Below are 22,784 nucleotides of genomic sequence, written 5' to 3' on the forward strand. Positions count from 1 at the left end.
GACCGGTGGCTTTGGTGGGGTCGGCGGGGTTGGGGGTATTGGTGATCTGGTGCAGGCCGGCGGGACCGGTGGGGTCGGCGGCACTGGTGGTGGGGCGGGTGCAGGGGTGCCGGTGGGGCCGGCGATTGGTTCGCGGCGCCTGGTGCGGTCGGTGCTGACGGGCGCGGCGGTGTCGGCGGTGTCGGGTGGGGTGGGAGGTGCGGGGTTCTCGGGCGGAGGCAGCAACGTGGCCGGCGCGGGTGGTGTCGGGGGTGCGGGGGGTGTTGGCGGTGCGGGTATCGGTGGTGTGGACGGCGGTGATGGCGGTGTCGGTGGGGTCGGTGGCCGCGGCGGTGACTGCGACGGCTTTGGTACCAGCTCATAGGTTGCGCAGTCCGGCGGTCTCGGGGGTGTCGGGGGTGTCGGGGGTGCGGGTGTGGATGGCGGCATGTTCGGCGCTGGTGGGGACGGGGGTGCCGGCGGTGCGGGTGCGGCCATCGGTGTGCAGGCCATCGCCGGCAGCGGCGGTGGGGGCGGGGCCGGGGGTGCTTCCTCTGCTAGTGGGCCCGGTTTTGGCGGCGGTGGGGGCGGCGGCGGCGGCGGTGCCCTCTTCGCGCAGTTGGACGGGGGTACCGCGGCGGGTAGCGCGACCGGTGGAGATGGTGGCGTGGGTGGGGCCGGCACGACCAGTGCCGCGGGCGGAACCGGTGGTACCGGGGGGGGCTGCGGCCGTCATCGCCGACGGGGCGGGTAGTTCTGTGGGCTTGGGCACCGTGCGTGCTGGCGATGGCGGTGGCGGTGGCGGTCGCGGCGGCGCGGCTGGCGTGCGCGTTTTTGGTGGCGGGGCCGCCGCCACCGTTGCGGCCACCGGTGGCAGCGGGGGCGATGGTATCGGCGGCGGCACCGGCGGTGCCGGCGGCGGCGCGCTGATTTCGGCTTTAGGTGCCGGCAGCACTATCGATGTCAGTGCTACCGGCGGTGCGGGCGGTGCCGGCAACGGTATCGGCAGCGTCGGCGGATTTGGCGGCGTGGCTTTTACATTCGCTGAGTCAGGCGGGACGGCGACCGGCACTATCGCCGGCGGTAGTGGAGGTGATGGCGTCGCCGGCGGCCGCGGCGGCGTCGGCGGCCGCGCGGATTTTTCAGTTGTCGGCGCCGGTAGCACTGCCGACGCAACTGTTGTCGGCGGTGAGGGCGGTGTGGGCAACGGTATCGGCAGCGTCGGCGGTCGTGGCGGCGCCAGTGTCGTGATAGTTGATTCCGGCGGGGCGCTGACCGGTACTGCCACCGGCGGCGGTGGAGGCGATGGCATCGCCGGCGGAAAGGGCGGTGCCGGCGGCTCCGGGAGGATGGAGGCCATCGCCAGCGGCACTGTCGGTGGTGATGTGGTCGGCGGTAACGGCGGTGTGGGCAGCGGTGTCGGCAGCATCGGCGGAGTTGGCGGCGGCGTGGTGGTGGCCGACGGTGCGGGTAGCTCTGCCGTCGGCTGCAGCGCGACCGGCGGTAGCGGCGGCAACGGCGGGGCGGGCCTGACCGGCGGCAACGGCACCGACGGATCCATCTTTGCCAGCCTCGGCCAGAACTTGGACGGGTCGACCGCTGTAGGTAGTCCCGGCGTCAACAATCCGTAGCATCCGGGCTGATCGCCCACCGTCGTTCCGGGGTCAAACCCAGCAGACCTTGGATGCCGGGTTCGCCGTCAGTGTGACGCGCAACTGATGGGTGCGCGCTACCCCGCTGAAACGCCACCGACGTGTCGGTGCTGCGCATCGTGGTCCGTGAGGAGCTGTCCGCCGACCTGGCTCGCGCGTTGCACGATGACGCCGTGAAGGCGCTGGCGTCGTTGGACAAGCTCCAGCTGGCAGGGCATCACGACGCCGAGCACTTCCCGCACTAAGTATGTGGATGTCGTGAGGCGATCCGATTCCCTGGTGCAGTGCCCGCCGATGAAGTAGAAAAAGAGGACGAAGTCTGCGGTACAGCATCCGTGGTCCGCACCACGCATCGATTGCCGGGCAGTAGGCGCCGGTCTGCTGAAAGGCTGTGATGTCCTTGTCGTTCGTTTCTCTCGCTCCGGATATCCTGTCAGCCGCTGCGGCCGACTTGGCCGGCATCGGTTCGTCGCTCTCGACGGCCACCGCGGCGGCGGCGACTCCCACCGTCTCGCTAGTGGCTGCCGCAGGCGACGAGGTGTCGGCGGCCATCGCGTCGCTGTTGTCCCGGCACGCGCAGGATTATCAGGCGCTCAGCGCTCGCGCGGCGGTGTTTCACACTCAGTTCATGCAGGCCCTCAGTTCGGGTGCCGAGTCCTATGCCGCCGCCGAGTCCATCAACGCGGGGCCGTTGCAACCTGTGCTGGATCTGATCAATGCGCCGACGAACGCGTTGTTGGGGCGTCCGCTGATCGGCGATGGAATCAATGGGGCGCCCGGAACCGGGGCTGCCGGCGGGCCGGGCGGACTGTTATGGGGCAACGGCGGCGCCGGCGGGTCGGGCAGGCCCGGGTTGTCCGGTGGGGCCGGCGGCGCGGCCGGGCTGATCGGCAGCGGCGGGGTCGGCGGCGCCGGCGGGGTGGGCGGTGGATCCGGTGGTTTGGGCGGTGCTGGCGGGTGGTTGTGGGGTAACGGCGGCGCCGGCGGGGTCGGCGGGGTGGGCGCCGCGGGCGTTACCGGCGGATCAGGCGGGTTGGGCGGCAGCGCGCTGTTGTTCGGCAACGGCGGCCCCGGCGGCGTGGGTGGGGCCGGGGTTGCCGGCACTGTGGGCAGCGCGGGCAGTCCGGGTACGTCGACGGCAGCGGGCGGCCTCGGGGGCGTCGGCGGCGACGGCGGCAACGCCGGCAACGGCGGGGCCGGTGGTAACGCCGGAGTGCTTTTCGGCACCGGCGGGCCGGGCGGGGCCGGCGGGGTGGGGGGTGTTGGCGGAACCGGTGGTGTCGGCGGGGCCGGGTGGGACGCCACTACCCCGGGGACGGCTGGCGGCGATGGTGGTGATAGCGGTGCTGGTGGCGATGGTGGTGACGGCGGCGTGGGCGGGGTCGGTGGCAAAGGATCGGCCTTGTTCGGGGTGGCCGGTGCGTACGGCAATGGCGGTGCCGGCGGGGCTGGTGGTAATGCCGGCGCGCCGGGCAATGGTGGCACCGGGGGGCCGGGTCTGCCTGCGTCGACGGCGGGTCCGGGCGGCAATGGCGGGGACCCGACCGGGGTGGGTGCCGGTGGTTCCGGTGGGGCGGCTGGTGGGCCGGGTGCGGCTGCGGGTGTCAACGGTGGGGCCGGTGTGATTATCCCCGGCAACGGCGGCAACGGTGGTACCGGCGGGACGGGCTTCAGCGCGATCTTCTCCGGCACCGGCGCGGACGGCGGTGCCGGTGGGGCCGGCGGGCTGTACGGCAATGGCGGTCAAGGCGGGGCGGGCGGCAACGGGGCGGGCAACGGCAACGGCGGCGCGGGCGGTGCCGGCGGCACCAGCGGGTCACTGGCCGGCAGAGGTGGTGACGGCGGCAACGGCGGCAACGGCGCCGGAACTGGCAACGGCGGCCGCGGCGGCGACGGTGGCGGCGCCATTTTCGGCGGGAGCACCAACCCCAACGCCGCCGACGGCGGCACCGGCGGAAAGGGCGGTAACGGTGTCAGCGGCGGGAACGGTGGTGGCGGCGGTCTGGCGTTTACCAGCGGAACGGGCAGTGCCACCGGCGGCACCGGGGGCGCCGGCGGTACGGGTAGCACCGGTTCCGGCGGGTCCGGTGGCCCGGGAGGTGCCGCGTCGATCGACAACAGCATCTCCACGGCGGCCGCGACCGGCGGTGTCGGCGGAAATGGCGGCGGCGGTGTCAACGGCGGTGCTGGCGGCATCGGCGGTTTGGCGCAGACCACCGGCCTCGGCGGCGTCAACGGCGGGTCCGGCGGCGGTGGCGGAGACGGGAGCACCGGCGGCGGGGGAGCCGGCGGCACCGGCGGCAACGCGATCATCAGCAGCAGTGCCTCCGCGGCGACCACGACATCGGGCAAGGGCGGCCACGGCGGCAACGGGGTCACCGGTGGCGGCGGCGGCAATGGCGGATTGGCGTCCACCAAGGGCACCGGCAGCGGCATCGGCGGGGCGGGCGGCGACGGGGGCGCTGGGACCACCGGTGTCGGCGGGTTCGGTGGCGGCGGGGGTTTCGTCGAGATCGCCAACAGCATCTCCAACGGGACCGCTTCGGCCGGCGACGGCGGCAAGGGCGGCACCGGCGGCACCGGCGGCTCCGGCGGGGGCGGTGGCTTCGGCGGAAGGGTGACCACCAATGGAGCGGGCAGCGCCTTCGGTGGCGACGCTGGTCAGGGGGGCGATGGAACGGTCTTCGGCGGGCCCGGGGGCCGTGGCGGCAGCGTGACCAGCAAAGGAATAGGCAGCATCACGGCCGGTCGCGGCGGTGATGCGGGTTCTGGGATCACCAGCGGGGCAAATGGTGGCACTGGCGGGGACGGCGGTCAGGCGAATATCGACAATGTCGCCTCTACCGGCATCGCGACCGGCGGCCGGGGCGGCGACGGCGGCGACGGCCGCTTCGCGGGCAGCGGCGGCTCCGGTGGGGATGCTAGCTCCTCCGGAACCGGGAGCGTGATCGCTGGTGATGGCGGCGACAGCGGCACCGGCACCGACGGAGCAGGATCTAGCGGCGGCGGCGGCGGCTCTGCGCGGATCGGAAACAGTGCCTCTGCCGGGACCGCCATCGGCGGCAAGGGCGGCAACGGTGGCGACAGTGGCGCCAGCGGCGGGTCCGGCGGTACAGGTGGTTCGGCGAGCAGCGACGGCCTGGGCAGCGTGACCGGCGGTGCCGGCGGGCTGGCCGGCAACGGGATCACCAGCAGCGGCGGCTTCGGCGGCTCGGGCGGTGCCGCGACTAACTCCAACAGCGCATCCACCGGAACCGTCACCGCCGGCGGCGGCGCGAACGGTGGAAACGGCACCTCCGGCGGGCTCGGCGGCTCCGGCGGCTCGGTGTCGACCCAAGGCCTCGGCAGCGCCATCGGCGGCACGGGCGGTGACGCCGGCAACGGGACCGCCGGCGGCGGCGGGATAGCCGGAGGCGGCGGTTTTGCCACTATTACCAACAGCGCCTCTACTGCCTCCGCCATCGCGGGCAACGGCGGCAAAGGGGGCAGCGGTACCACCAACGGCGGCACCGGCGGTCAGGGTGGTTCCGCGTCCACGCTGGGGACCGGCGCCGTGAATCCCGGCGCGGGAGGTGCCGGCGGTAACGGAGGCACCAGCAGCGGCGGATCGGGCGGCTCCGGCGGCAACGCGAGCATCAGCAACAACGCCAATGCGCAGGACGCCGCCGCCGGGGTCGGCGGCCGGGGTGGCGACGGGGCGAGCGGCGGGGGCGGCGGCTCGGGCGGTTCGGCGCTTTCCTCGGGAACCGGCAGCATCGCTGGCGGCAAAGGCGGCGACGGCGGCAACGGCACCACGGGCGGCGGTGGGCAGGGCGGCCTGGGCGGTTTTGCAAATAACTTCAACAGCGCCGCAACCGCCTTCGTGACCGCCGGCGACGGCGGGAATGGCGGCTCCGGCACCTTCGGCGGCGACGGCGGCGCCGGCGGCGGGGCGTTCACCCAGGGAGCCGGTACGGTCAACCCGGGTGCCGGCGGCAAGGGTGGGGTAGGCAGCGCGGGCATGGGCGGTGCCGGGGGCGACGGCGGATTCGTCGGCATCAACAGCAACGTCAACGCCAATGACGCTGTCGGTGGAGCCGGGGGCGCGGGCGGGGCCGGCAGCACCGATGGTGGCAGGGGCGGGGCGGGCGGCGGCGCCGCCAACATCGCCGACGCCTCACGGGCCATCGGCGGCGACGGCGGCGACGGCGGTGTCGGAGGCACCGGCTCCGGCGGGGTGGGTGGCGCGGGTGGTTCGGCATCAAACCAGGGGTCCGCCGGCGCGGCCGGCGGCATCGGCGGCGACGGCGGCGACGGCGTCAGCGGAGGGGTCGGGGGCGGCGGCGGTTCGGCGAAGGCTTCCGGCGGCGGACTTGCCACCGGTGGCAACGGCGGCGACGGCGGCAACAGCACCGCAATAGGTTTCGTGGGCGGTAAGGGTGGCAACGGCGGCGACGCCTTCGCCAACCCGGTGTCTGCTGCCACCGCCGGCACGGGCGGGACCGGCGGCGACGGTCCGGGTGGCCAGGGCGCTAACGGTTCGCCCGGCATCACCGGACCTGCCTAGCCGCGGCTCTGGGACAATGGTCGGCGTGTCCGTCACGCCGATCTCCCTGACTCCGGGTATCCTCGCCGAGGCCGTCATCGACCTGGGCGCCATTGCGCACAACGTGCGGCTGCTGCGCGATCACGCCGGAGATGCGCAGGTCATGGCCGTGGTGAAGGCCGACGGCTACGGCCACGGCGCCACCCGCGTCGCCTACACCGCGCTGGCCGCCGGTGCCGCCGAACTGGGCGTAGCCACCGTCGACGAAGCACTTGCACTCAGGGCCGACGGCATCGTCGACCCGATCCTGGCCTGGCTGCACCCGCCCGGCTTCGACTTCGCCGCTGCGCTGCAGGGCGACGTGCAGATCGCGGTCTCCTCGGTGCGCCAGCTCGAGGAGTTGCTGGACGCGGTGCACCGGACCGGGGTACCGGCCACCGTCACCGTCAAGGTGGACACCGGCCTGAACCGCAACGGCGTGGCCGCAGCGCACTACCCGGCCATGCTGACGACGCTCAAGCAGGCCGTCGCGGACGAGGCGATCAGGTTGCGCGGGCTGATGTCCCACCTGGTCTTCGCCGACGCTCCCGAGCAGCCCATCAACGACATCCAGGCCGGGCGATTCCGCGAGATGCTGGCCTACGCCGCCGACCAAGGGGTGCGGTTCGAGGTGGCGCATCTATCCAACTCGTCGGCCACCATGGCCCGGCCCGACCTGACGTTCGACCTGGTGCGGCCGGGCATCGCGATCTACGGGCTGAGCCCGGTGCCCAACCTGGGCGATATGGGTTTGATTCCGGCAATGACCGTCAAATGCCCTGTGGCACTGGTCAAGTCGATCGGCGCCGGGGAGGGTGTGTCCTACGGGCACACCTGGATCGCCCCGCGCGACACCAATGTGGCGCTGCTGCCGATCGGCTACGCCGACGGTGTGGTCCGATCCCTCGGCGGCCGCCTGGACGTGCTGATCAACGGCCGGCTGCGGCCCGGGGTGGGGCGGGTCTGCATGGACCAGTTCGTCGTCGACGTGGGACCCGGGGAGCCCGACGTGGCCGAGGGCGACGAGGCGATCCTGTTCGGGCCCGGCACCCAGGGCGAGCCCACGGCACAAGACTGGGCGGAGCTGATCGGGACCATCCACTACGAGGTGGTCACCGGGATCCGCGGGCGAATCAGCAGAACCTACCGCGAGGTCGACGCCGTTGAGCGCTGACGACACGCACCGTACCCAGAAGGGCAAGGCCTGGCTTGCCGGCAGCGCCGGGCTGACCGCGGTGGCCACCCTGGTCGGCGCGTCGGCCCGCAAGTCAATCATCGAACGCACCTCATCCGACGAAGATCCCTGGGCCGGTGAGGATTTCGAGCGACTCGACAGCGATCGCGCCCACGTGGTGACCACGCCCGACGGCGTGCCGTTGGCGGTACGCGAGGCCGGACCGGCGGACGCCCCGCTGACCGTCGTCTTCGCGCACGGGTTCTGTCTGCGGATGGGCGCCTTCCACTTTCAGCGGATGCGACTCGGCGAGGTGCTAGGCGCACAGGTACGCATGGTGTTCTACGACCAGCGCGGGCACGGTCAGTCCGGCGAGGGCGAGCCCGACTCCTACACGCTCACCCAACTCGGCCAGGACCTGGAGGCGGTGCTGCAAGTGACCGCGCCGCGTGGGCCGATCATCCTGGTCGGCCACTCGATGGGCGGCATGACCGTCCTGTCGCATGCCGGACAGTTCCCCGACCGGTACGGCCGCCGGATCGTGGGCGCGGCGCTGATCTCCTCGGCCGCCGAGGGTGTCACCCGCTCACCGCTGGGGGCGTTCCTGAAGAACCCGGCGTTGGACGCCATCCGGTTCACCGCCAAATCGGCACCCAAGCTGATGCATCGCGGGCGCAACGTGTCGCGCTCGCTGATCGGCCCGATCCTGCGCGCCGCGTCCTACAGCGATCTGCAGGTCAGCCGCAGCCTGGACGCCTTCTCGCAGCGGATGATGAACGGCACGCCCATTGCCACCCTGGTCGGCTTCCTGCGAGCCCTGGAGACCCACGACGAAACGGCCGGATTGTGGACGCTGCTCAAGATCCCCACGTTGATCGCCTGTGGTGACCACGATCTGCTGACTCCCGACGAGTACTCCCGGTTGATGGCGGCGTCGCTGCCGCGGTCGGAGTTGGTGATCGTTACCGGCGCCAGCCACCTGGCGCTGCTGGACAAACCGGAAACGATCAACGACGGGCTGATCCGGCTGATCGAGCGGGCGCAGCCCGGGAAGCTGACGTGGCGCTACCGGCGATTCGGCGAGCGGTTGCGCGAACGGTTCCGGCGTCATGGCTGAGCCCGATGGCGGCGACCCGCAGCGCCCGGCTTCGCCGCCCTTGCGATCGCCGCGGCAGGAGACCCTCGAGCGCGTCGAGGACACCGTCGCACTCGGATCGAAGCTGGGCAAACAGCTGCGCGCCGGCGACGTGGTGGTGCTCTCCGGCCCGCTCGGCGCCGGAAAAACCGTGCTGGCCAAGGGTATTGCGACGGCGATGGACGTCGACGGCCCGGTGACCTCGCCGACGTTCGTGCTGGCGCGGGTGCACAAGGCGCGCCAGGCGGGTCGTCCGTCCATGATCCACGTCGACGTCTACCGACTGCTCGACCAGCACGGCGCAGACCTGCTCGGCGAGCTCGACTCGCTGGACCTTGATACCGATCTCGAAGATGCGGTTGTGGTGGTGGAGTGGGGTGAGGGACTCGTCGAACGCCTCGCCGAGCGCCACCTCGACGTCCGGCTCGAACGCGTCACCCATTCCGACGTGCGGATCGCCACGTGGGAGTGGGTGAGCTCGTGATCCTCCTCGCCCTCGACACTTCCACCCCGGCCGTCACCGCAGGCATCGTCAGGGTCGACGACTTCGCGACGCTGGCCCAGCGGGTCACCGTCGACGCCCGGGCGCACGCTGAACGGCTGACGCCCAATGTCGTTGCCGCACTTGCCGATGCGAGCCTGACAATGGCCGACCTGGACGGTGTGGTGGTGGGCTGCGGGCCTGGTCCGTTCACCGGACTGCGGGCCGGCATGGCGACCGGTGCCGCCTATGGGCACGCTTTGGGCATCCCGGTGCACGGGGTGTGCAGCCTGGACGCCATCGGTGTGCTCACCAGCGGCGAGACGCTGGTGGTCACCGACGCCCGCCGCCGCGAGGTCTACTGGGCTCGCTACCGCGACGGTGTCCGCACCGCCGGCCCGGCTGTGAACGCCCCGGCCGACGTCGACCCGGGTTCGGCGCGGACGGTCGCCGGGTCACCCGAGCAAGCGGCCCTCTTCGGTCTGCCGTATTGCGAACCCGCGCACCCAACCCCGGCCGGTCTGGCGCGCGCGGTGCCCGATTGGTCGGCCGAGCCTGCACCGCTGGTGGCGCTGTATCTGCGTCGCCCCGACGCAAAGCCGTTGGTGGCCAAGCGATGACCGCCCATGTCGAGCCCGTCACCATCGGCCCGCTGACTCGCGCGGACGCCGACCGGTGCGCCGAACTCGAGGCGCTGCTGTTCGACGGCGACGATCCCTGGCCGGCCGTCGCTTTCGAACGCGAACTGCACAGTAAGACCAACCACTATGTGGGCGCCCGCAGCGGCGGCACCCTCGTTGGCTATGCCGGCATCTCCCGGCTCGGGCGGGTGGCGCCGTTCGAGTACGAGGTGCACACCATCGGAGTCGACCCTGGCTGCCAGGGGCAGGGCATCGGCCGCCGGTTGCTCGAGGAGTTGCTGGACTTCGCGGACGGGGGAGTGGTGTTCCTGGAAGTCCGGACCGACAACGAGGCCGCCATCAGCCTGTACCGCAGCATGGGATTCGAGCAGATCGGGCTGCGCAAGCGGTACTACCGCGTCAGTGGCGCCGATGCCTACACGATGCGACGAGAGGCGCGGTAGATGACAACCATTTTGGCCATCGAAACCTCCTGTGATGAAACGGGTGTCGGGATCGCTCGGCTGGACGGCTCCGGTCCCGGTGCCACCGTGACCCTGCTGGCCGACGAGGTGGCGTCCAGTGTCGACGAGCATGTCCGGTTCGGTGGAGTGGTACCCGAGATCGCGTCCCGCGCGCATCTGGAAGCGCTGGGTCCCGCGATGCGCCGGGCGCTGGCCACCGCCGGTGTCGACCGGCCCGACATCGTCGCGGCCACCATCGGACCCGGGCTGGCGGGTGCCTTACTGGTGGGAATCGCTGCGGCCAAAGCGTATTCGGCCGCCTGGGGCGTGCCGTTCTACGCGGTGAACCACCTGGGCGGACATCTGGCCGCCGACGTCTACGAGCACGGCCCACTGCCCGAGTCGGTCGCCCTGCTGGTATCGGGCGGGCACACGCATCTACTGCACGTCCGCTCGCTCGGTGAGCCGATCGTCGAACTCGGCAGCACCGTCGACGACGCCGCCGGTGAGGCTTACGACAAGGTGGCGCGGCTGCTGGGCCTGGGCTACCCCGGCGGCCGGGTGCTCGACGAGCTGGCACACACCGGTGATCGCGGCGCCATCGTGTTTCCGCGGGGCATGACCGGGCCGCGTGACGATCGCTACGCCTTCAGCTTCTCCGGGCTCAAGACCGCTGTCGCGCGTTACGTCGAGAGCAACCCGGGCTTCGCGGCCGCCGACGTGGCCGCTGGATTCCAGGAGGCCGTCGCCGACGTGCTGACCCGCAAAGCAATTCGTGCGGCGACCGAGCTGAATGTGTCGACGCTGCTGATCGCCGGGGGGGTGGCCGCTAACTCGCGGCTGCGCGAGCTGGCGATCGAGCGTTGCCGCGATGCGGGCCTGACGCTTCGGATTCCCAGGCCCCGGCTGTGCACCGACAACGGGGCGATGATCGCTTCGTTCGCTGCGCACCTGGTGGCCGCGGGCGCCCCGCCGTCAGCTCTGGACGCGCCCAGCGACCCGGGGTTGCCGGTGGTCAACAGTCAGATTCGGTGATGTTCGCCGTGGGCGTACCCGACGACACGCAAGAAGCACCGGGGTACCCTTGAGTGCTAGCACTCTCATGTATAGAGTGCTAGGTGGCAGTCGGACGACCCCTGTGTCGGCACCCGCGACGACGGCGCGAGGGCCCGGACGATTGCCGAATCATCTGGTAATTCGGACGGTGCGGGGTAGCCCCGGGCCGACCGCCAACTCCGGTCAGGGCATACGCTCCGGACCCGATTCAACTAGTGGAGGGCTCCAATCGTGGCGAAGGTCAACATCAAGCCACTCGAGGACAAGATTCTCGTACAGGCCAACGAGGCCGAGACCACGACCGCATCCGGTCTGGTCATTCCCGACACCGCCAAGGAGAAGCCCCAGGAGGGCACCGTCGTCGCAGTCGGCCCCGGCCGTTGGGACGAGGACGGCGAAAAGCGGATCCCGCTCGACGTCGCCGAGGGCGACACCGTCATCTACAGCAAGTACGGCGGAACCGAGATCAAGTACGGCGGCGAGGAATACCTCATCCTGTCGGCGCGCGACGTGCTGGCTGTCGTTTCCAAGTAACACGGTCGTTTTTCAAGTACCAACGTGTCCCGCCCCGGCGATCCCCGCGCGTAAGCGCGGGTGATTTCCGGGGCGGCACGCGTTAGGCAGTTTGGCGAAGGAGCCTCATGAGCAAAATTATCGAGTACGACGCGACCGCGCGTCGCGCTATGGAAGCGGGCGTGAACAAGCTCGCGGACGCGGTCAAGGTGACGCTCGGGCCCGGTGGTCGCCACGTGGTGCTGGCAAAGGCGTTCGGCGGACCCCAGGTAACCAACGACGGCGTCACCGTCGCCCGTGAAATCGACCTGGAAGACCCGTTCGAGAACCTCGGTGCGCAGCTGGTGAAGTCGGTTGCCACCAAGACCAACGACGTCGCGGGCGACGGCACCACCACCGCGACGGTGCTGGCCCAGGCCCTGATCAAAGGCGGACTGCGACTGGTCGCCGCCGGGGTCAACCCGATCGCCTTGGGTTCGGGCATCAGCAAGGCGGCCGACGCGGTATCCGAGGCCTTGCTGGCCGCCGCCACGCCCGTGTCCGGCAAGGAAGCGATCGCCCAGGTGGCCACCGTCTCCTCGCGCGACGAGCAGATCGGCGAACTGGTCGGCGAGGCCATGAGCAAGGTCGGCCATGACGGCGTGGTCAGCGTGGAGGAGTCTTCGACGCTGAACACCGAGTTGGAGTTCACCGAAGGCGTCGGCTTCGACAAGGGTTACCTGTCGGCCTACTTCGTCACCGACTTCGACGCCCAGCAGGCGGTGCTCGACGACCCGCTGATCCTGCTGCACCAGGACAAGATCAGCTCGCTGCCCGACCTGCTGCCGCTGCTGGAGAAGGTCGCCGAATCGGGCAAGCCGCTGCTGATCATCGCCGAGGACGTCGAGGGTGAGGCGCTGGCGACGCTGGTCGTCAACTCCATCCGCAAGACGCTCAAGGCGGTAGCGGTCAAGTCGCCCTACTTCGGCGACCGGCGTAAGGCGTTCCTGCAGGACCTCGCCGCCGTCACGGGTGCCGAGGTGGTCAACCCCGACGCCGGCCTACTGCTGCGCGAGGTGGGTCCGGAGGTGCTGGGCTCGGCCCGACGCGTGGTGGTCAGCAAGGACGACACCATCATCGTCGACGGCGGCGGCTCCGCTGAAGCGGTGGCTGCGCGCGTCCAACTGCTGCGCAACGAGATCGAGCGCAGCGACTCCGACTGGGACCGCGAGAAGCTCAGCGAGCGGCTGGCCAAGCTGGCCGGCGGAGTTGCCGTCATCAAGGTCGGCGCCGCCACCGAGACCGCGCTCAAGGAGCGCAAGGAGAGCGTCGAGGACGCGGTCGCCGCGGCCAAGGCTGCGGTCGAGGAGGGCATCGTCCCCGGCGGTGGCTCGGCGCTGATCCAGGCCCGCCACGTGCTCGAGTCGCTGCGCAACGAGCTCGACGGCGACGAGAAGCTCGGCGTCGACGTGTTCGCCGAGGCGCTGACCGCTCCGCTGTACTGGATCGCGACCAATGCCGGGCTCGACGGCGCCGTGGCGGTCAACAAGGTCAGCGAGCTGCCCACCGGGCAGGGCCTGAACGCGGCCACCCGGGAGTATGGTGACCTCGGCGCCGCCGGGATCGTCGACCCGGTCAAGGTGACCCGTTCGGCCGTGCTGAACGCCTCGTCGGTGGCCCGGATGGTGCTCAGCACCGAGACGGCCGTCGTCGAGAAGCCGGCCGAGGAGGCCGACGACCACGGGCACGGTCATCACCACCACTGAGTAGTCGACGGAACACCCCCGGATCATGTGGTCCGGGGGTGTTTTCGTCGTGGCGACGAGCTCGCTGCGCGAGATATAAGCCACGCACACGCTTCTCGGCGTGTCGTGTGCGTCGTTTTAGTGTCGCGTCGGATGTGGTTGGGTCGCGGTGTTCGTAGTGCGGGACTAGTGCGACGTCGGCTGAATGGATACCAGCCGGAACCAACCCTGCTGAGAGTCGTCGGGCGTGAACCGGACCACCAGGACGTCGGGCGGGAACTGGCTGGCGAGGTCGTTGAGAGTCCTCGGCAGGAACGCTCTGGCCTTGGCGTTGCCGTACCAATTGGGATCGTTCGGATCGAGACTGCCGACACCGTCGATCGTGGTGTCCCAGCGTTGAATCGGGCCCGGGGGCGTGGCTCCGAATCCCGCGGACTTCAGGTAGGCCTCAGCTTGGCCGCTGAGAGTGATCGCCGTCCCGCCGCCGACCGGCTTCCCGGTGATCGTCCCGTCGGTCACGTTGGCCGTCACCGATGCCAAACGCACCGTGCAGACATTGTCGACGACAGACTGCGGCGCGCAGAAATCAGGCAGCGGTGCGCCCTGGGCTTGTGGAACGTTCAGAACGGCCGGAAGCGACAGTACGGTGATGGCGGCGCCGATGGCGGCTACCGCACGACTGCGGGTCGACATCCCTGCACCTTATATAGGCTTCGGGCATGCAGTCATTGCCGCAGGCGCGGGAGGCGTCGAGCGCGCGATCGGCGTCACTGTCCAACGGTGTCACCGCCTACCACGTCGCAGGTGACCACGGTCCGTGGGTGGTGCTGGTGCACGGCCTTGTCACGCCCGGCTACGCGTGGGAGCCGCTGTCGGAACTGCTTGTCGCGCAAGGATATCGGGTACTGCGCTACGACCAGTTCGGTCGCGGCCTCTCCGACCGGCCGCGAGTCAGGTATGACCTCGACCTGTACGTCCGGCAACTTCGTGAACTGGTGGACACGGTCGGCATTGAGAGCATGCATCTGATCGGTTGGTCGATGGGTGCCGTGATCGTGACGCGGTTTGCCGCGGAGTGTCCCGACCGCGCCGCCAGTATCGCGCTCATCGCGCCCGGCCTCTATGCGAGTGGATCAGTCAAGGTCGCGGCTCAGCTCCTGCTCCGCCTGCCGGGCGCGCGCAAACTCGTCGCCTCCCGCATCGGTGACGTCATCGACCGATTGCCGCAGCAGCACCTGAGCCGTCCACACACGTTCCCGGACTACAGCGAACGCGCTCGGGAACAGCTTCGTTTTCCGGGAATGGCTGAGTCCTTCGCGTCGACGGTCGCGCACTATCCTGCTCAAGCCGGCGACCAATGGGCCTCGGTCGCAGAACATTCGCGCCCGGTGCTGGTGGTATGGGGCACCGAGGACGCCGTCACCCCGTTCGCGAACAGCGCCCGCGTCTTGCGTCTGTACCCCGGCGCGGAATTCCTGGCGGTCAAGGGTGCGAAGCACGCCCCGCATCTGGACCACGCCGAGGTCGTCTTCCCGGCGATCCTGCGGCACCTGGAGCCGGCGGGCGACCGATCCTGACCGGGCCGCCGCCACCGCGAGCAGGTCAGCGTTGGATCATGTTGCGGTGACTGAATACAACGACTACCGATCCCTTTATCAGGCCTATCTCGAACACTGCAACAACCACGATTTCGGATCAATGGCCTCGTTCTATTCGCCCTCCATCCGGGTCAACGGCGACCCCATGGACCCGGCGAAGGTGGCCGAGCAATTCGCGCCGATCATCGCGGCTTTCCCCGATTGGCACTGGGACATCAGGCACATCGTCACCGACGACGAGACCATCGTCGTCCACTTCGCGGTCACCGGCACCCATCGGGGAACGTTCCAGGGGATCGAGGCGACCGGTCGGCGGTTTGAAGTTTCCGAGTTCACGCTGTACCGCGTCGAGCAGGGCAAGTTCGCCGAGGTGTGGGATCTGCTCGACATGGATGCGCTGATGAAGCAGATCGGTTGAGGGCCCGCGTCGCGGGGTAGGACTGTCATCGTTCCGGCATGACGTCCGATGAATTTTCTTGCCGGGGGATGTCATATCCGGCGTGCCGTCTTCGTAGACATCATGACGGGCAGCCATCCGGGGCCGTCCGCGGAGTTCAAGGAGCTTGTGATGCCGCAATACTTCCTGGCCGTCCACCACGACGCCGCTGACACCGCCGCGATGGCAGAGATGACCGCCGAGCAGATACAGCCGATCTTCGAGGCGGTCGACGCGTTCAACAATAAGTTGCAGGCCGAAGGCGCCTGGGTCTTCGCCGGTGGTCTGACGGCACCCGAGTCGGCAACCACCGTCGACAACACCGGTGATAAGCCGATCGTCACCGACGGGCCGTACACCGAGTCGAAGGAGTACCTCGGCGGATTCTGGATCATCGAGGCGGCCGACCTCGACGCCGCCCTGGACTGGGCGAAACAGGGGTCCAGGGCATGTCAGGGCCGGGTCGAGGTGCGGGCGTTCCAGGAGGGTTGAACGAGCGCGTGGACGCGATCGAGCGGGTCTACCGCGAAGAGTACGGGCGGGTGGTCGCCTCGCTGGTGCGTCGCTTCGGTGACATCGATGTCGCCGAAGAGGCGGCCGGCGAGGCACTGCTGGTCGCCCTGGAGCGCTGGCCGCGGGACGGGATTCCACCCAATCCGGCCGGCTGGCTCACGACCACCGCGGCCAACAAGGCGATCGACCGGCTGCGCCGAGAATCACGACGCTGGTCAAAACATCTGGCGGCAAACATGATTCACGACGGCACCGCACCTGAACCGACCGGTCCGGTCGATGACGACCGGCTCCGGTTGATCTTCACCTGTTGTCATCCGGCGCTCGCGCCCGAGGCCCGGGTGGCGCTGACGCTACGACTGCTCGGCGGGCTCACCGTCGCCGAGATCGCCGCCGCGTTCCTCGTCAGCGAGACGACGATGGCTCAGCGGATCAGCCGGGCGAAGAAGAAGATCGCGGATGCGCATATCCCTTATAGCGTGCCCGCGACCGAGGACCTCGGCGAGCGGGCCGCGGCCGTGCTCGCCGTGATCTACCTCGTGTTCAATGAGGGTTACCTGTCCACCTCTGGCCTCCCGGTGCGCGACGACCTCACCGCAGAAGCGATCAGACTCGCCCGGATCCTGCACGCGTTGCTACCCGAGGTGCCCGAAGTGATGGGTCTGCTGGCCCTGATGCTGCTAACCCAGGCCCGGCGTGCGAGCCGGATCGCCGCCGGCGAACTGGTCCCACTGCACGAGCAGGACCGCAGCTTATGGGATCGCGAGCTCATCGACGAAGGACACGCTCTGGTTCGAAAGTGCCTGTCCGTCAACAGACCCGGTCGCTACCAGGTGCTTGCGGCGATCAATGCGGTACACACCGACTCGGCGACCGCTGCCGACACCGACTGGTCTCAGATCGCCGAACTGTACAAACAACTGATGATTTTCGACGCCGGCCCGGTCGCCGAACTCAACTACGCGATCGCAATCGCTGAACTGGACGGTCCCGAGGTTGCGCTGGCCCGGGTGGACCGACTGCCACTCGCGAACATGCAGCGCTACCACGCATTCCATGTCACGCGCGCCGAATTGATGCGTCGCCTCGGGCGGTCGGATGAGGCGAGGGCAGCCTACGAGGCGGCTATCGACCTCGTCGACAATTCCGCAGAGCGGGCGTATCTCACTCGCCGTCGGGACCAACGGTACTAGCGGACGTGCCTATTGCGCCGTCGGCTGAATGGATACCAGCCGGAAAACGCCCGGCTGCGAATCGTCGGGTGTGAACCGGACAACAAGGCTGCCCGCGGGAAACTGGGTGGCAAGGTCGTTCAGCGTTCTGGGCAGGAACGCCAGGGACTTGGCATTGCCGTACCAGTTGGGATCGGACGGGTCGGGACTGCCGACACCGTCGATCGCAGCGTCCCAGCGTTGCACCGGGTTCGGTGGCGTGGCGCCAAAGCCGATCGATTTGAGATACGCATCCAATTGTCCCGCAAGGGTAATCGCCGTCCCGCCACCGGTCGGGGTCCCAGTGATCGTCCCGTTGACGACGTCGGCCGTCACCGATGTCAGCCGTGCGGTGCAAACGTTGTCCACTACGTTGGGCGGCACGCAGAAGGCCGGTAACGGGGCGGCGTGCGCGTGGGCGCTGTTCAGTAGGGCCGGAAAAGCCAGGGCAGCGATCGCGGCCAGTGCGGGGCGAGCACTCGGCATAGGGACCTCCTTCGCAAGGAGGGCGTCATTGCACTGTATTCGGTGGAGTTTTGCGCAGCGAGGCGCGGTTGCACGCCCGCGGTACCCGAGCCGGGGGCGTGCTCGAATCGGCGGCTGGAGCACTCAGATGCCTACGGCCCGCTCCAGGTCTTTGAGAGAGGTCTCCAAGTGGTCCAGCAATCGCTGCAGGTGCGGCACCGCGCGGCGGCACCCCACCAGGCCGAAGTCCAGCCTGTCGGCACTGCCCACCAGCGTGATGTTGAGCGCCTGCCCGTTGGCGGCGATCGACATCGGATAGCTACCTTCCAGCCGGGCACCCCTGGCGTACAGCGGGTTGCGGGCAGCAGGAACATTCGAGATGCACACGTTGAAAGGCGGAGGGGCAGCCGCGCTTCCGGTCAGACCGCCCAGCGCGACCGGCGCCAGCAGCATCATTCCCATAGCGATGGCCTGCTGCCTGGGCAGGCCGGCCACGACGGCCTTGCTCGCGCGCATGGACGAGCTGATCGTGGCCAGCCGCTTCGCGGGATCATCGAGGTGCGTGGCCAGATCGGCCAGTACGGCGGTCACCGCGTTTCCTCCGGCGCCCTCGCCCGCGGTGCGCAGGCTGACCGGAACCATTGCCACTAAGGGCTTTTCGGGGAGGGCGTGCTGATCGGAGAGGTAAGCGCGCAGTGCGCCGGCGCACATGGCCAACACGACGTCGTTCACGGTGACGCCGGCGGCGTTCTTGACGTCCATGATGCGCTGCATCGACCATGACTGCGCGGCGCACCGGCGGGCTCCGCCGATCGGCACATTGAGCATGGTGCGCGGTGCGCGGAACGGCAACGTCAGCTGCTGTTCGAGCAACGCGGCGCGTGCTAGCCGAAACGTCGAAGTACCGGAACGCGGAATGGCTTTGACCGCTCGGGCCAGCATTTGCAGTCGGGATGTCGCGGCGGCCGGATCCGCGACGCGAGGCGGCAGTGACCACGGTGCCCGGACCCCGTCATCGAGCGGATCGGCACTGAGCGACCCCTGCAGAAGGTCGATCGCCGAGACGCCGTCGACGAGGGCGTGATGGATTTTGGTGTAGACGGCGAACCGTCCGTCAGCCAGCCCTTCGATGACGTGGGTTTCCCACAACGGGCGGTGCCGGTCGAGTATGCCGGAATGCAGCCGCGAGGTCAGTTCCAGCAGTTCCCGCACCCGCCCCGGAGCGGGCAGCGCCGAGTGCCGCACGTGGTAGTCGAGGTCGACGTCGGCCGCGGAAGACCAGCCGTAGTTGAGGCCGCCGGGTAGCGCCGCCGGGCGCTTGGCGAACAGGGGTGCGACGTCATCGCACGCCCGCAGCGCCTGGTAGTAGTCGCGGATGAATTCCGGCCCGGCGCCCTCCGGTGTCCGGAAGAGCTGCACTCCGGCGACATGCATCGGGTGCCCGGGCGACTCGGCGAGCAGCATCATCGATTCGACGGGTGACATCAGGTCCATGACGTGTCCTCTGGTGCGTAGTTGGTTCGGTGTGTTGCGGCCCGCCGGTTACGCAGAAGTTAGGCCCTCGGCGTCGATGAGCGCTCGTCCTCGGGTGCCAAGATCGATGCCCGGTTTTGTAAGGCGATCACAAAAGGCCGTGATCAAATTGACCGATGTCGGTGGCCTCGCGGCGGCGACAGAGTATGTTCAGCCGCCATGAAGCCCACCTGGGAACCCTTCCGTGAACCCGATGCGCAACGGGTGTGGGAGGCCTTGCTACGCCCTCTGGCGATCGAGTTACGTTCGTGTGCAGAAGAATTCGCCGAACAGGCGGTCGCCCGCGTGCAGGACGAGATGCCGGGGTTGTTTCCGGACCCGCAGTCGGTCGAGGAGAACGTCGTCAGCACCGCGGCGAGTTTGCGCAATGTCGCTGACCTCCTCGACATCGGTGGCGACCCTCGCGACGCCGAACTATCGGCGCCAACCCGGGCCGTCGCTCGCGCCGGGGTGAAGCGCCAGGTACCGCTGGCCAGCCTGCTGCGCTTCTATCGCGTGACGCACGAGTTGCTGTGGCAGTGGATGTGGGATCGCATCACGGCCAGCGCAGTGGATCAGTCGCAGCAGGCCGCGACGCTGCGACTGGCCACCAGCTGGACGTTCGGTTACGTCGACGCCGCTCAGAACCGTGCGGAGGAAGCCTACGAAGCCGAACGGGAAGTCTGGCTGCGGAACGCGGCAGCCGCCCGCACCGGCGCCATCGAGGAGATCAGGGCACAGCGCGAACGTGACCCGCAGCGGGCCTCCAAGAGGTTGCGCTACGACGTCAACCGCCATCATGTCGGGGCGGTCGCATGGCTGGACGCGATGGGCGATGACGGCGACGCGCAGGCTGTGTTGAGTGAGGCGCTGAACGTGGTTTCGCGCGCCATCGGCGGCGAGACCACTCTGATCCACCCCGCCGGCTCGCTGGTGGCATTCGGTTGGTTCAGCGGCCGAAATGCCTTCGGCACGACCGATCTCGATGTGCCAGTGCCCACTTTTGCGGCGGGCGTCCGGGTGGGCATCGGCGAACCGGGCTACGGCCTGAAAGCTCTCCGCTGCAGTCACCTGGAAGCCTCGAATGCTCGTCGGGTCGCGGCATTGCTCGGGGCAAACGCCGGCACGTTGACCCGCTATCGCGATGTCGCGGTGGCCGCGCTGGCCAGTTGCAACGGCGAACTCGCCGAGGGGTTCGTCCACCGGGTGCTGGGGCCGCTGGCCGCCGACGACGAGGCCACCTCCCGGGTCGCTTCGACGTTATCGGTGTACCTGCAGGAGAACCGAAGCCGGGCCCGAACCGCGCGTCGACTCATCGTGCATCCGAACACGGTGAGCTACCGCGTCGATCAGGCGCAGATGATCCTGGGTCGCAGCATCGACACCGATAGCCTCGATCTCGCGGTGGCATTGGCGTTACTGCCCACGTTGTCGGGTCTGGCCGGGGAGTTGTGATGTCAGTACAAGTGGGGCCACCGAGTCTGGTACCGGGTGCCAAGTATTTCGCGGGATCCGTCCCTACCGTTTGGGGCAGTTGGCCGACCGGCCACCAACGTGCAGGCAAGGAGACCCCGATGCAGACCCCGATGCAGACCAGGCAAGAACTCGACGTCAACTACATGAGCGGTGCCGACAACCCCTGGATTCCGTTCACCCCGCTCAGCGAACAGGTGTTTCTGAAGTACTGGAAGGTGGATCCGGTCCGAGCCGAGATCGTCGTCTCGATGAAATTTCCGGCGGGACTCGAACTGGCTCCGCACTACCACACCGGAATCGTGGTCGGGCACACCGTCAAGGGGGCATGGCGCTACAAGGAGAACAACTGGGTCTCGCGCGCGGGTGACACCGTCTACGAGGTCGCCGGCTCGCGGCACACTCCGGAGAGTGTGGAAGACACCGAGGTGTTCTTCTTCATCGTCGGTGAGCTGCTGTTCATCGACGAGAACAACACCATCCTGTGGCAGGAGAACCACCGGACCTCGATCGAGCGGTACACGAATTACTGTGCTGCTCAGGGCATTCCCGCTCGCGATCTGACAAGTTGGGACGCCTAGACTGGTTCGGGGTCCGGTGCGTGCGGCGGCAGGGTGTCCGACGTCCCGTGTCATCCAGCCTCCAGCGCGGGACCGCGCGGGAGGAGCAGCCATACGGCTACCGCGGCGGCCGCGGGGACCAGGGCCATCAGCAGGCACGTGGCGTGCAGCGCGGAAACCATTGATTCCTGGCTTGCCGCCATGACTCGGTGAGCCAACTGGTAATCGAGGTGGTCGAGTGCGCCGCCCGGGTTGCCCGCCCGCGAGCGCGACGCCTCCAGGGCGTTGGCGGCTTGGCCAGGAGAGACGCCCGTGCCGGCCAGCGCCGTATGCGCGTGCGCGGTGTAGAGCGTGGTAGCGAGCAGGGTGACCACAGTGGGCCCGAGCGAGTAGAAGGACTGCCCGGCGCCGGGTTTGACCGCCGACACTGACCCCTCCAATCCGGGGGAGGCGTAACTCATCATCACGCTGGCCTGGGGAGCCTCGACAAGGCCGGCTCCGGTACTGAGCAGCACCACGCTCAACCCGATCACACCCAGCGACGTGTGCAGATCGAAGGTGGCGAAGGCGGTGGCGGCCAAGGTGAGTAGCCCGATACCGCACAGCATGGTGGCCCGCGCCGAGGTAGCGACCATCAGCCGACCTGCCGCGACGGCTGCGGGCGCCTGCGCTGCGGCGGCCAGCACCAACAGCAGGCCCAACACGGTCGGCGGATAGCCGCGCACCACGGTGGCGTAATAACTAAGGACGAGGATGAGCCCGGCGGTCAGGAAGTTGAACGCCGCCCCGGCGATGATTGCCGAGTTGAAGGGACCGGCCCGAAAGACCCGCAACTGCAGGGCCGGCTGATCGGCACGTCGCTCCCACCAGACGAAGAAAGCCCCGGAAGCCAGCCCCACCGACACCGGCAGCGCCGCGGCGCCAGGCCCGTGGGCGAGACGGGAGAGCCCATAGACCAGGCCTACCAGCGTGACGCCGGCCGCCGCCAACCCCGGGTAATCAATGCTGCGGTCCTCGATTCGGAAGGTTTCGGGGACGAACCGCAGCGTGACGGGGATGGTGAGCAACGCAGCGGCTGGGGCGATGAGCAACGCCCAACGCCACCCCAGCGACTCCACCAAGACGGTGCCGAGGAGCGGCAACGGAGCGACGATCAAGAACGCGGCTCCGAGGAAGAGGCTGATCGCCCTGGCGCGCTGGGCGGGCGGAAAGACGGCGTTGACGATCGCCAACGACAGGCCCAGCAGGAAGGCGAAGCAGACGCCGGTCACGGCGCGGGTCACCATCAGCATCACGGCGTTGAATGACACGGCGGACAACAAGCCGCTGACGACTAAGCCGATCAGCCCCAGCAGATACATCCGGCGCTTTCCGTAGATGTCGCCCAGGGTGCCCGCGGCCAGAATGGTTGCGGCCAGCGTGAGAGTGGCCAGACTGGCGGTGAAGCCGGCGCTGGCGGTGGACATGTGCAGGCCCTCGCGCACCGGCACCAGGTTGCTGGCGAAGATCGCCGGGTCGGCGCCGGTGATGGCAAAGCCCGATGCCATGCTGAGCAGCGTCATCCGTTGAGCCAGAGTCAGTGTGTCCTGTCGCGGCTGCGATGGGGTGGGTGCGGTGAGCATCGGGGTGTTCTCCATCTGAGTCAGACGACGGT

General features: G+C 69.2%; 22 protein-coding genes and 1 pseudogene. 19 read left to right on the plus strand and 4 right to left on the minus strand.

The window, feature by feature from the left end; all coding sequences use genetic code 11:
* The 13 genes and pseudogenes from AC5Y7D_RS25030 to groL form a co-directional block, all read left to right on the plus strand.
* Positions 1-364 (plus strand): hypothetical protein (locus tag AC5Y7D_RS25030; RefSeq protein WP_499928520.1); only part of this gene is annotated, 364 nt, incomplete at its 5' end.
* Positions 365-415: 51 nt separating this feature from the next.
* Complete coding sequence (locus AC5Y7D_RS25035; protein WP_499928521.1) at positions 416-733, plus strand: hypothetical protein; 318 nt, start codon at positions 416-418, stop codon at positions 731-733.
* A 4-nt stretch (positions 734-737) separates the two neighbouring features.
* On the plus strand, positions 738-1,610 hold the full coding sequence (locus AC5Y7D_RS25040; RefSeq protein WP_499928522.1) for a hypothetical protein: 873 nt from the start codon (positions 738-740) through the stop codon (positions 1,608-1,610).
* A gap of 110 nt (positions 1,611-1,720) precedes the next feature.
* Positions 1,721-1,876, plus strand: a pseudogene (locus AC5Y7D_RS25045) (glutamate decarboxylase); the annotation flags it as partial.
* A 155-nt stretch (positions 1,877-2,031) separates the two neighbouring features.
* Positions 2,032-6,177: a PE family protein gene (locus AC5Y7D_RS25050; protein ID WP_499928523.1), complete on the plus strand. Its 4,146-nt coding sequence runs from the start codon at positions 2,032-2,034 to the stop codon at positions 6,175-6,177.
* A gap of 25 nt (positions 6,178-6,202) precedes the next feature.
* Complete coding sequence (gene alr, locus AC5Y7D_RS25055; protein ID WP_499928524.1) at positions 6,203-7,369, plus strand: alanine racemase; 1,167 nt, start codon at positions 6,203-6,205, stop codon at positions 7,367-7,369.
* Positions 7,359-8,486: an alpha/beta fold hydrolase gene (locus AC5Y7D_RS25060; protein ID WP_499928525.1), complete on the plus strand. Its 1,128-nt coding sequence runs from the start codon at positions 7,359-7,361 to the stop codon at positions 8,484-8,486. The genes alr and AC5Y7D_RS25060 overlap by 11 nt, the downstream gene beginning before the upstream one ends.
* Positions 8,479-8,988 (plus strand): tRNA (adenosine(37)-N6)-threonylcarbamoyltransferase complex ATPase subunit type 1 TsaE, encoded by a 510-nt coding sequence (tsaE, locus tag AC5Y7D_RS25065; RefSeq protein WP_499928526.1) that lies wholly within the window; start codon positions 8,479-8,481, stop codon positions 8,986-8,988. Before AC5Y7D_RS25060 ends, tsaE begins: the two co-directional genes overlap by 8 nt.
* Positions 8,967-9,605, plus strand: coding sequence for a tRNA (adenosine(37)-N6)-threonylcarbamoyltransferase complex dimerization subunit type 1 TsaB (tsaB, locus tag AC5Y7D_RS25070; protein ID WP_499928527.1), 639 nt, complete (start codon positions 8,967-8,969; stop codon positions 9,603-9,605). The genes tsaE and tsaB overlap by 22 nt, the downstream gene beginning before the upstream one ends.
* Positions 9,602-10,069 (plus strand): ribosomal protein S18-alanine N-acetyltransferase, encoded by a 468-nt coding sequence (rimI, locus tag AC5Y7D_RS25075; RefSeq protein WP_499928528.1) that lies wholly within the window; start codon positions 9,602-9,604, stop codon positions 10,067-10,069. Before tsaB ends, rimI begins: the two co-directional genes overlap by 4 nt.
* Entirely contained in the window at positions 10,070-11,104 is a 1,035-nt protein-coding gene (tsaD, locus tag AC5Y7D_RS25080; protein ID WP_499928529.1) for a tRNA (adenosine(37)-N6)-threonylcarbamoyltransferase complex transferase subunit TsaD, read from the plus strand.
* A 252-nt stretch (positions 11,105-11,356) separates the two neighbouring features.
* A complete protein-coding gene (gene groES / locus AC5Y7D_RS25085) occupies positions 11,357-11,659 on the plus strand; it encodes a co-chaperone GroES (protein WP_011739140.1) in 303 nt (100 codons plus the stop codon).
* Between the two features lie 107 nt (positions 11,660-11,766).
* Positions 11,767-13,383 carry a chaperonin GroEL gene (gene groL, locus AC5Y7D_RS25090; RefSeq protein WP_499928530.1) on the plus strand — a complete coding sequence of 539 codons (1,617 nt, stop codon included), beginning with the start codon at positions 11,767-11,769 and terminating at the stop codon, positions 13,381-13,383.
* A 165-nt stretch (positions 13,384-13,548) separates the two neighbouring features.
* Here groL and AC5Y7D_RS25095 read toward each other — a convergent pair whose 3' ends face one another.
* Positions 13,549-14,055: a hypothetical protein gene (locus AC5Y7D_RS25095; RefSeq protein WP_499928531.1), complete on the minus strand. Its 507-nt coding sequence runs from the start codon at positions 14,053-14,055 to the stop codon at positions 13,549-13,551.
* Positions 14,056-14,183: 128 nt separating this feature from the next.
* Between AC5Y7D_RS25095 and AC5Y7D_RS25100 the strand changes: the two genes are divergently transcribed.
* From AC5Y7D_RS25100 to AC5Y7D_RS25115, 4 genes are all read left to right on the plus strand, one after another.
* A complete protein-coding gene (locus AC5Y7D_RS25100; RefSeq protein WP_499928532.1) occupies positions 14,184-14,939 on the plus strand; it encodes an alpha/beta fold hydrolase in 756 nt (251 codons plus the stop codon).
* A gap of 46 nt (positions 14,940-14,985) precedes the next feature.
* Positions 14,986-15,378 carry an ester cyclase gene (locus tag AC5Y7D_RS25105; RefSeq protein WP_499928533.1) on the plus strand — a complete coding sequence of 131 codons (393 nt, stop codon included), beginning with the start codon at positions 14,986-14,988 and terminating at the stop codon, positions 15,376-15,378.
* A 150-nt stretch (positions 15,379-15,528) separates the two neighbouring features.
* Complete coding sequence (locus tag AC5Y7D_RS25110) at positions 15,529-15,888, plus strand: YciI family protein (protein ID WP_499928570.1); 360 nt, start codon at positions 15,529-15,531, stop codon at positions 15,886-15,888.
* Entirely contained in the window at positions 15,846-17,102 is a 1,257-nt protein-coding gene (locus AC5Y7D_RS25115) for an RNA polymerase sigma factor (protein ID WP_499928534.1), read from the plus strand. Before AC5Y7D_RS25110 ends, AC5Y7D_RS25115 begins: the two co-directional genes overlap by 43 nt.
* Before the next feature lie 9 nt (positions 17,103-17,111).
* Here AC5Y7D_RS25115 and AC5Y7D_RS25120 read toward each other — a convergent pair whose 3' ends face one another.
* The gene (locus AC5Y7D_RS25120; RefSeq protein ID WP_499928535.1) at positions 17,112-17,606 is read right to left on the minus strand and encodes a hypothetical protein; all 495 of its coding nucleotides are present in this window, start codon (positions 17,604-17,606) and stop codon (positions 17,112-17,114) included.
* Between the two features lie 123 nt (positions 17,607-17,729).
* Positions 17,730-19,079, minus strand: a complete 1,350-nt coding sequence (locus tag AC5Y7D_RS25125) for a WS/DGAT/MGAT family O-acyltransferase (protein WP_499928536.1) — start codon at positions 19,077-19,079, stop codon at positions 17,730-17,732.
* A gap of 198 nt (positions 19,080-19,277) precedes the next feature.
* Here AC5Y7D_RS25125 and AC5Y7D_RS25130 point away from each other — a divergent pair, with 198 nt between their 5' ends.
* Positions 19,278-20,552, plus strand: a complete 1,275-nt coding sequence (locus AC5Y7D_RS25130) for a PucR family transcriptional regulator (protein ID WP_499928537.1) — start codon at positions 19,278-19,280, stop codon at positions 20,550-20,552.
* 119 nt (positions 20,553-20,671) lie between these two features.
* On the plus strand, positions 20,672-21,151 hold the full coding sequence (locus AC5Y7D_RS25135; RefSeq protein ID WP_499928538.1) for a 2,4'-dihydroxyacetophenone dioxygenase family protein: 480 nt from the start codon (positions 20,672-20,674) through the stop codon (positions 21,149-21,151).
* 50 nt (positions 21,152-21,201) lie between these two features.
* Here the strand turns inward: AC5Y7D_RS25135 and AC5Y7D_RS25140 are convergent, their stop codons facing one another.
* Complete coding sequence (locus AC5Y7D_RS25140; protein WP_499928539.1) at positions 21,202-22,767, minus strand: MFS transporter; 1,566 nt, start codon at positions 22,765-22,767, stop codon at positions 21,202-21,204.
* Positions 22,768-22,784 lie beyond the last annotated feature (17 nt).

It is taken from the genome of Mycobacterium sp. NGS49, assembly GCF_059812565.1.